The sequence below is a fragment of the Streptomyces milbemycinicus genome, assembly GCF_002154605.1.
Lineage (GTDB): Bacteria > Actinomycetota > Actinomycetes > Streptomycetales > Streptomycetaceae > Streptomyces > Streptomyces milbemycinicus.
This window is the reverse complement of record NZ_MUNE01000393.1, coordinates 284-13,957: the sequence shown is the minus strand read 5'-3', so window position 1 is coordinate 13,957 and position 13,674 is coordinate 284. Positions and strand designations below refer to the sequence as shown.

The window sequence follows — 13,674 nt, the reverse complement described above, 5'->3', positions numbered from 1 at the left end:
CCGCGCTGCTCGCCGCCCCGGCGCCCGCCGCCACCGCCGCCACCGCCGCGACCGCCACCGTCCCGGCCCGCCACGGCGACACCGCCGAGGACCGGGGCGCGGCGCTCGCCGCCCGGCGCGCCGCCGCCCGCGGCATCGACTTCGGCCGCTGCGCGCCCGGCGAGGAGCTGCCCGCCGCCGCCCGGTGCGGCACCTTCGAGGTGCCGCTGGACTACGCGCACCCGCACTCCACCCAGCTGTCCCTCACCGTCAGCCGGCTCCGCGCCACCGGGCCCCGCGGGCGGCACCAGGGCGCGCTGGTCTACAACCCGGGCGGGCCCGGCGCCTCCGGTATGGCGTTCCCCGCGTACGCCAGTGTGGCCGGGTTCCGTAAGGCCGCCGAGGCGTACGACTTCGTCGGGTACGCACCGCGCGGGGTGGGCCGCTCGGCGCCGCTGTCCTGCGCGGACCCGGCCGCCTTCGCCAAGGCGCCGACCAACTTCCCCGTGCACCCCTCCGCCGCCTTCAAACGGACGATGATCAAGCGGGCCCGGGCCTACGCGGACGGCTGCGCCCGCCGCGCGGGCGGTGCGCTGCGCCACTACACGACCCTCAACAACGCCCGCGACCTCGATGTGCTGCGCGCCGCCCTCGGCGAGACGCGGCTGAACTTCATGGCGGCTTCCTATGGCACGTACTACGGCGCGGTCTACGCCACGCTCTTCCCCCACCATGTGCGCCGCATGGTCTTCGACAGCGTGGTCGACCCCGATCCGCGGCAGATCTGGTACGGCAACAACCTGAAGCAGTCGCTGGCCTTCGAGGGGCGCTGGGGCGACTGGCGCCGTTGGGCCGCCGGGTACGACGACGTCTACCACCTGGGAGACACCGCGGCCGAGGTGGCCGCCTCGTACGAGAAGGCCCGACGGCGGCTGGTGCGCCACCCGGCGGACGGGAAGGTGGGCACCGCGCAGCTGCAGGACGCCTATGCGCGCAACGTCTACAACGACGCATTCTGGGATATGAGCGCGCACGCGCTGGCCACTTATCTGCGCGGCGACGCCGGGCCCCTGGTCGCGCTGGCCGCGCCCGACCCGGCCCAGGCGGCGGCCGAGGAGAACGGCAACGCCGTCTACACGGCAGTCCAGTGCAATGACGCGCCCTGGCCGCGGAATTGGGCCAGATGGAACCGCGACAACAGCGCCTTGGCCCGCCGCGCGCCCTTCGAGACCTGGGACAACGTGGCAATGAACCTGCCGTGCGCCTACTGGTCCGCGCCCCGGCAGCGGCCGCTGACGGTGGGCCCCGGGGGCGGCGCGGGACGCGGGACGCCGCCGCCGGTGCTGCTGCTGGCCGCCGAGCGGGACGCGGCCACGCCGTACGAGGGCGCCAAGGAGCTGCGGCGCAGGCTGCCGGGCTCCTCGCTGGTGACCGAGCTGGGGGCGGGTACGCACGGGCTGTGGGGCGGCCCGAACGACTGCGTCAACAAGTACGTCGACACCTACCTGCTGACCGGGCGGACGCCGGGCCGCTCCGTGTCCTGCGCGCCGCGCGCGGCGCCCGAGCCCAGCGTCTGGTCGCCGCCGGGCCTGGAAACGCAACCGGAAACGGAACCGGAGGCGGAAGCGACGCCGGCGGTGGGCGCGGCGGCCTGGTGACCGGCGGCCGCGCCGCGGCGAGGGCGGTGCCGCCGATCGGGCCGACCTGGGTGAGCCAGGCCGGCCCGGTGAGTCAAGCCGGCCCGTGAGTCTGGTCGGCCCCGTGAGTCAGGCCAGCCCGGCGACCAGCTCCGAGAGCGGCTTGCGCCGCCCGGTGTAGAACGGCACCTCCTCGCGCACATGCCGACGCGCCTCGGAGCCGCGCAGATGCCGCATGAGGTCGACGATCCGGTGCAGCTCGTCGGCCTCGAAGGCGAGGATCCACTCGTAGTCGCCGAGCGAGAAGGACGCGACCGTGTTGGCCCGCACGTCCGGGTAGCCGCGCGCCATCTTGCCGTGGTCCGCGAGCATCCGGCGGCGGTCCTCGTCGGGCAGCAGATACCACTCGTAGGACCGGACGAACGGGTACACGCTGACGTAGTCGCGGGCGGTCTCGTCGGCCAGGAAGGCCGGGATGTGCGAGCGGTTGAACTCCGCCGGGCGGTGCAGCGCCATGTTCGACCACACCGGCTCCAGGGCCCGGCCCAGTTTGGTGCGCCGGAAGAGGTTGTACGCCTCCTGCAGGGCGTCGGAGGTCTCCGCGTGCCACCAGATCATGACGTCCGCGTCCGCGCGCAGCCCGGAGACGTCGTAGGTGCCGCGCACCGTGACGTCTTTGGCCGCGAGCTGCGCGAACAGCTCCTCGACCTCGTCGGCGTAGCCGGTGCGGTCCTCGGGCAGGACGTCGCGCAGCTTGAACACCGACCACAGGGTGTAGCGGATGACCTCGTTGAGGTCCTTGGCCTTCTTACCGGCGTTGGGAACCTTGCCGGACGGGGCGGTCTCGGGGGCGGGTGCAGCAGTCATGGTCCCTATTCTCGCTCTCCGCGCCCGGCGCCCCGCGCCTGGGTGGCGGCCAGCAGTTCCAGCAGCTCATCAGCGGCAGTACGGGCGCTGGCGACACAGGCCGGGATGCCCACGCCGTCGTACACCGCACCGCACACCCGCAGCGCCGGGAGCTTGGCGACCTCCGCGCGGATACGGGCCACGCGGTCGAGGTGGCCCACGGGGTACTGCGGCAGCCCGCCCTCCCAGCGGCTGACGCGGGTGGCGACGGGGCGCGCGGCCAGGCCGATGGCCTGGCCGAGGTCTGCGAGCGACAGCCTTACCAGATCCTCGTCGTCACGGCTCAGGTCCGCCTCGTCCTCAAACCGCCCGATCGAGGTACGCAGCACGAAGAGATCGGGGTCGGCCTCCCCCACCCAGCCCCATTTGCGGCTGGAGAAGGTGGCGGCCTTGATGGTGTGGCCGTCGACGGGCGGCACGAGAAAACCGCTGCCCTGGGCGAGCTCGGCCACATCGGCGCGGCGGAAGGCCATGGTGATCAGTGCCATGGAGGCGTAGTCGACGGTGGCCAGCTCGGTGGAGGCGGCCGGGGAATCGGCGGCGAGCAGCCGGGCCGCGACGGGGGCGGGGGCCGCGAGCACGACGGCGTCGGCCTCCAGCGTCTCGCCGCGCTCGGTGACCACCGTCCACCGGGCCGCCCGCCTCTCCCCCTGGTCGTCGGAACTGTCGGCGCTGCCGGGGGCGGCGGTCGGGCGCAGCTCCCGTACGGGCTCGCCGGTGCGGATCTCGCCGCCCGCGGCGCGCACCGCGTCGGCGACGGCGAGCGGGAGCCGCCCGATCCCCCCGTCGATGCCGGTGAACACCGGACCGGCCGGCGCCGCCGCGGCCCGCGCGGCAAGCGCCCGTGCGCCCTCGGTCAGCGAGCCATGCGTACGGGCCGCCTCGAAGAGCGTGGGCACCGAGGCCCGCATCGACGTCCGGTACACATCGCCCGCGTAGACCCCGCCCAGCAGCGGTTCGACCAGCCGGTCCACGACCTCCCGGCCCAGCCGCGCGGCCACGAACTCGCCGAGGGCGACGTCCTGGCCCAGCTCCGCCGGCGGCAGCTCGGGCTCCTGGGCGATCCGCGCAAGCCCTTCGGCCGAGACCACGCCGGAGGCGGCCAGCGGGGCCGGATCCCCGGGCACGCCCATCACATGGCCCTTGGGCATCGGCCGCAGCCCGCCGCGGGTCCACAGCGATGCGGTGGCGGTCGCGGGCGGCTGCAGCCGGTCGCCGAGCCCGACCGCGCGCGCCAGGTCCACGGCCTCGGGGCGGCGAGCGAGCATCGACTCGGCGCCGAGGTCCACGGGGACGCCCGCGATCTCGCCCGCGTACAGCTTGCCGCCGAGCCGTCCGGACGCCTCCAGCACGGTCACCCGGGCCCCGCCGGACAGCAGGCGGTGGGCGGCCGCGAGCCCGGAGATTCCGCCACCGACGACCACGACATGGCCCGCACGGCCCTTCGCTCCACTCATGACCCCACTCTCTCAAACGCCCGACGGACGCCTGGCGCCCAGGCCACGGGGGCGGTGGGCGAAGGCCGTGCGCAGGTCGGCCTCGATACGGGCGGCGGTGGCGCGCAGGGGCGGCAGGAGGGTGTGCAGGGTGTCCTCCGGGGTGCCCCGGCCCGCGTGCACGGCGAGGTTGAGCGCCGCCGCCACGCGCCCGTCGGCGTCGCGTACGGGCACGGCCAGGGACCGCAGCCCTTCCTCCAACTCCTCGTCGACCAGGGCGTATCCGCTTTCCGCCACGCCACCCAGGACGCGCGCGAGCCCGGGTACGGAGGTCAGGGTGTGCCGGGTCAGCGGCCGCGGGTCGAGGCCGGCGAGATACGCGGCGCGGGCGTCCGCGTCCAGGCCCGCGAGAAGCACCCGGCCCATGGAGGTGGCGTAGGCGGGGAAGCGGGTGCCGATGGTGATGTTGACGCTCATGATGCGGACGGTCGGCACGCGCTCGACGTACCGGATGTCGCCGCCGTCGAGAACGGCCAGGGACGCCGACTCGTGGACGGCGCCGACCAGTTCGCGCAGATGCGGCCGCGCGATATCGGTGAAGCCGAGCCCGGCGAGCGGGGCGTAGCCGAGCTCCAGGACGCGGGGAGTGGGGCGGAAGAGGCGCGCTCCGTCGGTCGTGGCGTAGCCGAGCTCCACGAGGGTGAGGAGGGAGCGGCGGGCGGTGGCGCGCGCGAGGCCGGTCGCCTCGGCGACGGCGGTGAGGGGCATACCGTCGTGGGACGGCGGACCGTCGTGGGGCGGGATGCCGTCGTGAGGCGCGGTGCCTTCGTGAGGCGCGATGCCGTCGTGAGGCGCGATGCCGTCGTGAGGCGCGATGCCGTCGTGAGGCGCGATGCCGTCGTGGGACGCGATGCCGTCGTGAGGCGGCGGGCCGCCCCGGGCCCGCTCGCCCAGCGCCCGCAGCACGGTCAGCCCGCGGGCGAGCGACTGCAGAAAGCCCGCCCCCATCTCCCGCTTGGCCAGCCGGGCCGGATCCTCGCCGATGGCCCCGACCGCGGGCGGCTCTCCGACCGCACCCGGCCCGGCCTCGACGCGCGCCGCAAGCGCCGCCTCCATCGCCGGGACCCGGTCCCGCAGGGCGGCCAGCGCGGTCCGCCTGAGGGACGCGATGTCGTGGCGGCTGGTGTGGCTGACCACGTTCACCGCACACGCGATACGCCCCGCCGGGTCCCGGAGCGGAACGGCCACCGCCACCAGACCCGGCTCGATCAGCTGGTCGTCGAGGGCCCAGCCGTCGTGGGCCGCCGCCTTGGCGCGGTGCTCGAACGCGTCGAGGTCCGGCCCGCCGGCGGGGCCCGGCCGGGGCGGGACGGCGGGGAAGGAGACGGCTCCAGCTGTGGGGGCGGCGGCGCGGCGGGCGCGCCAGTCGGCCCAGGTGTGCTCGTCCCATTCGGCGGCGAACAGCGCCCCGGGGGCGCAGCGTTCGGCGGGGAGGAGGTCGCCGATACGGAAGGCGAGGGACATCGTGCGGCGGCGGGTGGCCTGGACGACGAAGCGCACGCCGTCGCCGTCGGGGACGGCGACGGAGACCGACTCGTCGAGGGAGTCCGCCAGCCGCTCCGCGAACGGAAGGAGCGCGTCCGGCAGTCCGCTGGCCGCGAGATAGGCGTTGCCCAGCTCCATCAGCCGGGTCGCCAGGCTCACCTCGCGCCCGTCCAGCCGTACGTAGCCGAGCTGTTGGAGCGTGCCGAGCACGCGGTCGACGACGGAGCGGGCGAGCCCTGTGGCGCGCACCAGGTCGCCGGGGCGGACCGCCGGTCCCGCGCCGTGCGCGGACAGGGCGGTCAGCGCGCGCAGCACGGCGAGGCCCCGCTCGAGAGGGCCGACCGAACCATTGACAGGCGGCGTGGCCGCGCTGAGACTCATCACCACTCAGATTATGAACCAAGTTTCACCAGGCGAACAAGCCTACTCGGGCAATCACGTCGCTGGGCGACCAAGCGAGAGGGAGCGATGAGATGCGCACGACCGTCGGCATCATCGGCGGCGGCCCCGCCGGCCTGCTGCTCGCCCGTCTGCTGCACCGCGCCGGCCTCGACTGCGTCGTGCTGGAGAGCCGCGAGCGCCGCTATGTCGAGGCGCGTCAGCGGGCCGGGATCCTGGAGCAGGGCACGGTGGACGTGTTGCGGGAGTGCGGGGCGGGCGCCCGGATGGACCGGGAGGGGCTGCTCCACCGCGGTATCGAGCTGCGCTTCGAGGGCCGCGCCCACCGCATCGACTTCCCGGCGCTGGCCGACGGGCGGTCGGTGATGGTCTACGCCCAGACGGAGGTCGTAAAGGACCTGGTCGCCCTCCAGCTCGCCGACGGACCGCCGCTGCTGTTCGGGGCCGAGGTCCTGACCGTCGAGGACCCCGACTCCGCCACGCCCACCGTCCGCTTCCGGCACGAGGGCCGTGAACAGACGCTCAGCTGCGACTTCGTGGCCGGCTGCGACGGCTTCCACGGCGTGGCCCGCGGGGCGATCCCCGCCGAGCGCACCGCTGTGTTCGAGCGCGACTACCCGTACTCCTGGCTCGGCGTGCTGGCCGATGTGCCGCCGTCCTGCGAGGAGCTGATCTACGCCCGCCACCGGCGCGGCTTCGCCCTGCACAGCATGCGCTCCCCGCAGGTCTCCCGGCTCTACCTGCAGGTGCCGGCCGGCACCGACCCGGCCGGCTGGTCGGACGAGCGGATCTGGGACGAGCTGGCCACCCGCTTCGCCGTCGACGGGGACTGGGCCCTCGAGCGCGGCCCGATCACCGCCAAGTCGGTCACCCCGATGCGTGCTTACGTCCAGGAGCCGATGCGCCACGGCCGGCTGTTCCTGGCGGGCGACGCGGCGCATATCGTGCCGCCCACCGGCGCCAAGGGCCTCAATCTGGCCGTCACGGACGTGGTCACCCTGGCCCGCGCCCTGACCCTGCACCACGAGACCGGCTCCACCGAACTGCTCGACAGCTACTCCGAGACCTGTCTGCGCCGGGTGTGGCAGGCCGAGCGCTTCTCGGCCTTCATGACCGACACCCTCCATCCGCACCCGGACCGGACCCCGTTCGAGGAGCGGCTGCGACTGGCCCAGCTGGAGCGGATCGCCGCCTCCCCGGCCGCGTCCGCCGAACTCGCCGAGAACTACGTCGGCCTCCCGCTGTCATGACCGCGCCCAGCACCCCGGGTCCCCGTCCCCTGGACCCCCGCGCTCTGGAGGGCCGTCGCTCGGTCGCGGGCCGGGTGCTCGCCCTGCTGAACGCGTTCGACGCCACGCACCGCTCGCTGTCGCTCACCGCCCTCGCCCGCCGCGCCGACCTGCCGCTGGCCACCGCGCACCGCCTGGTCGCCGCGCTCACCGACTGGGGCGCCCTGGAACGGGACGCGGCGGGCGCTTACCACATCGGGCTGCGGCTGTGGGAAGTGGCGACGCTGTCGCCGCGCGGGGTGGGGCTGCGCGAGGCGGCGCTGCCCTTCATGGAGGACCTGTACGAGGCCACCCACGAGAACGTCCAACTCGCCGTACGCGACGGCCTGGAGGTGGTCTACATCGAGCGGATCTCCGGGCGTTCCGCGGTACGGGTGCGCAGCCGGGTCGGCGGCCGCTGGCCGCTGCACGCGACCGGTGTCGGCCTGGTGCTGCTCGCGTACGGGCCGCACCGGCTGCGCGAGCGGGTGTGCGCGGGGCCGCTGCGCCGCTTCACGGAGCTGACGATCTGCGACCCGGCCCGGCTGCGGGCCGCCCTCGCGGAGGTGCGGCGCACCGGAATCGCGGTCAGCGACCGGCAGATCACCATGGACGCGCTGTCGGTCGCCGCTCCGGTGCACGGACCGGGCGGGGAGGTGGTGGCCTCGCTGTCCGTCGTGGTCCCGGCCGCCGAGGGGCGGGCGCCAGGGCTGATCCCGGCCGTGCGGGTGGCCGCGCACGGCATCTCCCGTACCGTCGCGGCCGCCTGGGGGCAAGCCCCCGTCGCCGAGGCTTCCGGTCGGTGGAAGGGTGCGACCGCGCCTCTTGCCGCGCCGTGACTCAGCCCACAGGCTGTGGGACACCTCGCGCCACGTACGAATCAACTCGCACCTCACGACCTCGTGCCACCGACGCCGGACCCATGAACCAGTGTGCTCAGAGGGGGACCTGAGGCCATGTCCGAAGTGACCGCACCGACCACCGGCGGCCGGGATCCGGAGACCGCGCCCGGAGGCTGGAAGCCCTATCACACCCTGTGGGCCATGCTGCTCGGCGGCTGGCTCTTCTCGTACGCCGACCGCACCATCACCGGCCCGGTGGTCACCTGGCTCATCGACAACGACCACGGGATGCTGGGCTCCGCCAGCCATCCGCACGCGCTCGGCGGGCTGATCGGCAGCCTCTTCTTCGCGGGCTACATGCTGACGCAGTTCCCCGGCGGCTATCTCGGGGACCGCTTCGGGCACCGCGCGATGCTCGCCATCTCGCTGCTGTGGGCGGGCGTGGCGACCCTCGCCAGCGGGCTGGTCAGCGGGCTGATCGCCTTTGTGGTGCTGCGCGTGCTGACCGGGCTCGGCGAGGGCGTCTTCTACTCCAACGACCGCACCCTGATCGCCCAGCGGACCCCGCCTGCCAAGGCGGGCCTGGGGATGGGCGTGGCGATCACCGGTCTGGCCATCGGGCTGACGATCGCGACCATCAGCGCCCCATATCTGATCGACTGGGGCGCCGATGTGTTCGGCCATGAGGACGCCTGGCGGATGCCGTTCCTGGTCCTGGGCAGCGCGACGCTGGTGTTCGGCGTGGTCACGGCCGGCTATCTGCGCCGTATCGGCGGCCCGCTGCGGGCGACCGGCTCGGCGCTGCGGCTCCTGGGCATCTCGGCGGTGCTGTGCGCCGCGGTGCTGGCCGTCTATCTGATCGCCGACGGGGCGGGGCTGCCGAGCTGGGGCGTGGCGGTCCTGGAGTGCGTCCTCGCGTTCGTCCTCATCGGGGCGATCTTCGCCCGGCGCGGCTCGCGGCTCGGCGCCGTCTCCCGCAACCGCAACGCGCTGCTGCTCAGTTTCGCCTTCATCGCGGTCATGTGGAACCTGTGGTTCTTCAGCTTCTGGTCGGTGTCGATCGTCGCCGACGCCGCGCACAGCTCCTTCCAGAACGCCGCGCTGGTCGCCACCTTCAACGCGGGCGCGGGCATCCTCGGCTTCCCCGCGGGCGGCTGGCTCTCGGACCGGGCGAAGGACCGGGGCTGGGGGCGGCGGCCGCTGCTGGTCGCGTTCACCGTGGTCCAGGGGTTGCTGGTGCTGGTCTTCGGCGCCTATCTGCAGGCCGACGAGACGCCCTCGCTGTTGGTGATGTCGGTGCTCCTGTTCGTCACCAGCCTGTTCTTCAACGCGCTGCAGCCCATGGCCCACGCGCTGCTGAACGACGTGGTCGACGCCGCCGAGCGCGGGGCCGCCTTCGGGATGTTCAACCTCGTCGGCGAGATCGGCGCGGTGATCAGCCCGGCGCTCAGCGGCACCCTCTTCGACCACTACGGAACCTGGACGCACGCCGTCTATATCGACGGCGCTCTGATGCTCGCGAGCGCCGTGCTGTACTACCTGATCCGCGAACAGGTCCCGCGTCCGTAGGCCGAGCCGTACCGTCTCACCCTCAGGCGTCGTTCGCGCCGTTCGCGCCGTTCGCGTCGTTCTCCTTCACCTCGTAGAGGGCATCCAGCGCGTCCCGGACCCGTTCGGCCAGATGGCGGGGGCAGCTCCAGGCGTCGGGGGCGAACGGCTCGTCGGGGGCCTCGAAGTCCCCGGGCGCGCAGAAGTGGTTGAGATGCGCGCCTATCAGCGCGTCGGGGTTGCCCGCGACGCCGTATCCGCGGCCGGCGATGCGCTCCAGGCCCTGCCAGGGGTGCTCCCCGGGATGCGGACACGGCTCGTGCAGCGGGGCGAGGTCGATGGTGACGAAGATCTCCTCCAGCACGCCGAGTACGGAGGTCGGCAGGTCGACGACCACCCCGTCCACCGCCCAGCAGGCGAGCAGCAGCAGGGCCGCCCGCTCCCCCTCGTCCCCGGCTCCGGCCGCGTACCGGCGGGCGGCCCACAGCGCGGCGTTCTGCACCAGCTCGTCGTGTTCGGTGACCCAGGACTGCCGGTAGGTGGTGGTGAGGGTGTCGATGTCGATCCGCCCGTCGGCGAGCAGATACTCGGCGTCGAGGTGGGCGGTGTCGCGGCTGCCGAAGAGCTTGTCGCGCCCAGCCAGCAGCTGGTCCAGCGTCTCGCGGGCGAGCCCCGCGAGAAAGGCCGGGCACAGCCACCCCGCCAGGGGGGTGTGCCACCCCTCGATGCCGCCCCGCCGCTCGTATACGCCCCGCCCGCCGGGGCTGAGCAGATGGACGCCCACGGTGGCCAGCGCCGCCGGGTCGTCGCCGGTTTCGGGGTGCTCGCCGTCCCGGTGTGCGCAGGGCTCGTCGCCGAGCGCGGGCAGTACGGCCTCAAGGGCCCCGATCATCTCGTCCAGCACCCACTTGCCGCGGATCCGGCCGCTCACCGCGTACCAGCAGGCGGCGTGCAGGATGACCACGAGCCCGGCGCGGCTGTCGCCGTCGGGGTGGGCGCGCAGCGCGGCGGCGTGCTCGAAGAGCTCGTACGCGGGGTCGACGTGCGGGTAGTCCCAGAGGATGGACCGCAGGTGGGCGGCCTTGCGTACGTCGATGAGGGGCAGCCGGGGCGGGACGTCGGCCACGGTGCCGGGGTCGATGATGTCGATGGCCACGCGCGCGTATCCGGCGATGTTGCGTGGACACAGCCACTGTTCCTTGGTGGCCGCGTCGTGCCACTGCTCGTCCTCGGCCTCGCTGCTGCCGTTGCGCAGCAGCGGCAGCAGGCGCGCCAGGTGGTCGTGGCGCTCGTCCAGGTCGTCCTCGTACGGGTGCCGCTGGTGCCCGCAGGCGTGGTCGCGCAGGGCGCTGTCGGCGGCGTCGAGTGCTACCAGGGCGACGCCTTCGACGCCGTCCCCGGTGAGCCAGCCGGTGTGTTCGGCCGTCATCAGCAGGCCGAGCGTCCACAGGTAGGCGAGCTCACCGGTGGGCTCGGCGGTCAGCCGCTCGGCACAGTCGCGGACGAGCCGGTCGGCCTCGTCCTTGGAGCGGCCTTCGCGGACGGCGTCCCACTGGTCGGCCAGTTCCCGGACGCGGTCGGCGGTGATGGCAGGGAAGTCCCTCATGGTCTCCCAGACGATGAGGGACCCCGTGCGGGTTCCGATCCCCCGGCGGGAGGGCTCAGCGGGCGGTCCGGGTGTGGACGTACTCCACCAGGCGGGTCAGGGCGTCGGGGTCGGTGCTGGGCAGCACGCCGTGGCCGAGGTTGAAGATATGGCCCTCCAGGCCCCGGGCCGCGTCCAGTACCTCGTCGGTCTTGGCCTCGACGGCCTGGCGCGGGGCGAAGAGCACGGCCGGGTCGAGGTTGCCCTGCAGCGCCTTGCCGGGGCCGACCCGCCGGGCCGCCTCGTCCAGCGGCACCCGCCAGTCCACGCCGACGACGTCCGCGCCCGCCTCGCCGAGCAGCCCCAGCAGTTCGCCGGTGCCGACGCCGTAGTGGATGCGCGGCACCCCGTATCCGGCGACGGCGTCGAAGACCTTCGTGGAGGCGGGCATCACGCGGGCCCGGTAGTCCGCGGGGGACAGGGCGCCGACCCAGGAGTCGAAGAGCTGGACGGCGGAGGCGCCCGCCTCGATCTGCACCTTCAGGAAGGCGGCGGCGATGTCGGCGAGCCGGTCGAGCAGCTCGGCCCACAGCTCGGGGTCGCCGTACATGAGCGCCTTGGTGCGCTCGTGGTTGCGCGAGGGGCCGCCCTCGATGAGGTAGCTGGCGAGCGTGAACGGCGCGCCGGCGAAGCCGATCAGCGGGGTGGCGCCGAGCTCCCCGGTGAGCATCCCGACCGCCTCGGTGACGTACTTCACATCGTCCGGGTCCAGCGGGCGCAGCCGGTCCAGGTCCGCACGAGTACGGATGGGGTCCGCGATGACCGGGCCGACGCCGGGCTTGATGTCGAGGTCGAGCCCGATGGCCTTCAACGGGACCACGATGTCGCTGAAATAGACGGCCGCGTCCACATGGTGGCGACGAACCGGCTGCAGCGTGATCTCGGTGATCAGGTCCGGCCGCGTACAGGAATCGAGCATCGCGATGCCCTCGCGGACCTTGTGGTACTCCGGCAGCGAGCGGCCGGCCTGCCGCATGAACCACACCGGAGTATGCGAAACCGGCTCACGTCGGCAGGCGCGCAGGAAGGCCGAGTCGGCCGTGGCGCTCGCCGCGGTGCGGCCGGTCTGCTGCTGGCCCGAGGGCCGCTCGTTGGCGCTCATGACCCAAATCTTCGCACGGGCCGAACGAGTGACCCGCCAACCCGGGTGTTCTTCCCCGGTTGAGGCCCCAGTTGCGCCTAGTCTTCCGGGCATGGCAGCGGTTCAAGGACACCTCTCGAACGGCGCTGATGGCGCTGGGAGCGCCGACGGGGCGGACGCGGCGGGCGAGGAAGGGGCCCCGGCCGCCTTCCGGCACGCCGTGGCCGGGCTGTGTGCCGTACGGCCGCGGCCCGAGGTGGAGCTCTCCCCGACCCCGCCGCCGCGGCGGCTCGCGCCGTTCTCGTACGCGCTCGAGGCCGCGGTCACCGCGGACCCGGCGGATTCGGCAGGCGACGACGAGGAGCTGGCCGAGGGGCGGCTGATCCTGCTGCACGACCCGGCCGGGCACGACTCCTGGTGCGGTACGTTCCGCCTGGTCACCCTGGTGCACGCGGATCTGGAGCCGGAGATGGCGGCGGATCCGCTGCTGCCCGAGGTGTGCTGGTCGTGGCTGACCGGCGCGCTGGAGGCGCGCGGGGTCGAGTACCTGCAGCCGAGCGGCACGGTGACCCGGGCGAGCTCGCACTACTTCGGCGGGATCGGGGAGCGCGAGCCGTCGACCCGGATCGAGATCCGCGCCTCCTGGACCCCGGCGGAGCCGCCCACCGCGGAACCGGCCCTGGGCGAGCACCGGCGGCCGGAGCAACCCTTCGCCCCGGGCGACGGGCCGGCCGGGGTGCCCGACACCGGCGCGCACCTGGCCGCCTGGTGTGATCTGCTGTGCCAGATCGCGGGTCTGCCGCCGGTCGGGGCCGCGGAGGCGGGCGTCGTATCGCTGCCGCAGCGGCGCGGCCCTCAGCCCCGCTGAGCGCCGCGCCGAGCACCCGCCGAGCACCCGTCCGCCGAGCATTCGCTGCGCACCCGTCCGCCGAGCATTCGCTGCGCGGGCGCTCACTGATCAGGCTTGATCGATCAGTCGTCCTAATTGCCCGAATTGTTACTCACCAAATCGTGATCATTCCCTAAAGCCGGACCGTATCGGTGCCGAAGGACGTGGTGACCCGTCCCACCACTTCCCCCAGGAGGCCTGGTGTCTGTTCTCCTCGAGCAACCTTCCAGCCTGGTCGCCTACCGCCCGAACAAGCCGACGGCCATGGTCGTCGTCGCCGACCCCCGCGTCCGATCCACCGTCACCCGCCACCTGTGGGCCCTCGGGGTGCGCGACGTCATCGAGGCGTCGTCCATCGCGGAGGCCCGTCCCCGTATCGGCAACCCCCGCGACATCTGCGTCGCCGATGTCCACCTCCCCGACGGCTCCGGCCTCACCCTGCTGTCCGAGACCCGCGCCGCGGGCTGGCCGAACGGGCTGGCCCTCTCCGCCGCCGATG

Annotated in this window: 11 protein-coding genes; 6 read left to right on the top strand and 5 right to left on the bottom strand. The window is 73.7% G+C overall.

Annotation, left to right across the window (positions count from 1 at the left end):
• The first annotated feature begins 5 nt into the window (after positions 1-5).
• The gene (locus CCN51_RS30080; RefSeq protein ID WP_086860289.1) at positions 6-1,637 is read left to right on the top strand and encodes an alpha/beta hydrolase; all 1,632 of its coding nucleotides are present in this window, start codon (positions 6-8) and stop codon (positions 1,635-1,637) included.
• Between the two features lie 108 nt (positions 1,638-1,745).
• Here the strand turns inward: CCN51_RS30080 and hemQ are convergent, their stop codons facing one another.
• Genes hemQ through CCN51_RS30065 form a run of 3 tightly spaced genes read right to left on the bottom strand, consistent with a single transcriptional unit; the run spans position 1,746 to position 5,884 of the window.
• Positions 1,746-2,483: a hydrogen peroxide-dependent heme synthase gene (gene hemQ / locus CCN51_RS30075; protein WP_014175679.1), complete on the bottom strand. Its 738-nt coding sequence runs from the start codon at positions 2,481-2,483 to the stop codon at positions 1,746-1,748.
• A gap of 5 nt (positions 2,484-2,488) precedes the next feature.
• A complete protein-coding gene (gene hemG / locus CCN51_RS30070; protein WP_086860287.1) occupies positions 2,489-3,979 on the bottom strand; it encodes a protoporphyrinogen oxidase in 1,491 nt (496 codons plus the stop codon).
• Positions 3,980-3,991: 12 nt separating this feature from the next.
• Complete coding sequence (locus tag CCN51_RS30065) at positions 3,992-5,884, bottom strand: IclR family transcriptional regulator domain-containing protein (RefSeq protein ID WP_086860285.1); 1,893 nt, start codon at positions 5,882-5,884, stop codon at positions 3,992-3,994.
• Positions 5,885-5,976: 92 nt separating this feature from the next.
• On the opposite strand from CCN51_RS30065, the gene CCN51_RS30060 reads away from it, so the two are divergent.
• The 3 genes from CCN51_RS30060 to CCN51_RS30050 all read left to right on the top strand — a co-directional run bounded on the left by CCN51_RS30060 (position 5,977) and on the right by CCN51_RS30050 (position 9,581).
• Positions 5,977-7,152 carry a 4-hydroxybenzoate 3-monooxygenase gene (locus CCN51_RS30060; RefSeq protein ID WP_014175680.1) on the top strand — a complete coding sequence of 392 codons (1,176 nt, stop codon included), beginning with the start codon at positions 5,977-5,979 and terminating at the stop codon, positions 7,150-7,152.
• Positions 7,149-8,009, top strand: a complete 861-nt coding sequence (locus CCN51_RS30055; protein ID WP_014175681.1) for an IclR family transcriptional regulator — start codon at positions 7,149-7,151, stop codon at positions 8,007-8,009. Before CCN51_RS30060 ends, CCN51_RS30055 begins: the two co-directional genes overlap by 4 nt.
• 117 nt (positions 8,010-8,126) lie before the next feature.
• Entirely contained in the window at positions 8,127-9,581 is a 1,455-nt protein-coding gene (locus CCN51_RS30050; RefSeq protein ID WP_014175682.1) for an MFS transporter, read from the top strand.
• A 22-nt stretch (positions 9,582-9,603) separates the two neighbouring features.
• Here the strand turns inward: CCN51_RS30050 and CCN51_RS30045 are convergent, their stop codons facing one another.
• On the bottom strand, positions 9,604-11,166 hold the full coding sequence (locus CCN51_RS30045; RefSeq protein WP_014175683.1) for a hypothetical protein: 1,563 nt from the start codon (positions 11,164-11,166) through the stop codon (positions 9,604-9,606).
• A gap of 55 nt (positions 11,167-11,221) precedes the next feature.
• Complete coding sequence (hemE, locus tag CCN51_RS30040) at positions 11,222-12,307, bottom strand: uroporphyrinogen decarboxylase (RefSeq protein ID WP_014175684.1); 1,086 nt, start codon at positions 12,305-12,307, stop codon at positions 11,222-11,224.
• Between the two features lie 91 nt (positions 12,308-12,398).
• Here hemE and CCN51_RS30035 point away from each other — a divergent pair, with 91 nt between their 5' ends.
• Positions 12,399-13,154 (top strand): DUF3000 domain-containing protein, encoded by a 756-nt coding sequence (locus tag CCN51_RS30035; RefSeq protein ID WP_014175685.1) that lies wholly within the window; start codon positions 12,399-12,401, stop codon positions 13,152-13,154.
• Between the two features lie 222 nt (positions 13,155-13,376).
• On the top strand, positions 13,377-13,674 hold a 298-nt coding region (locus tag CCN51_RS58045), incomplete at its 3' end, for a response regulator (RefSeq protein WP_483883450.1).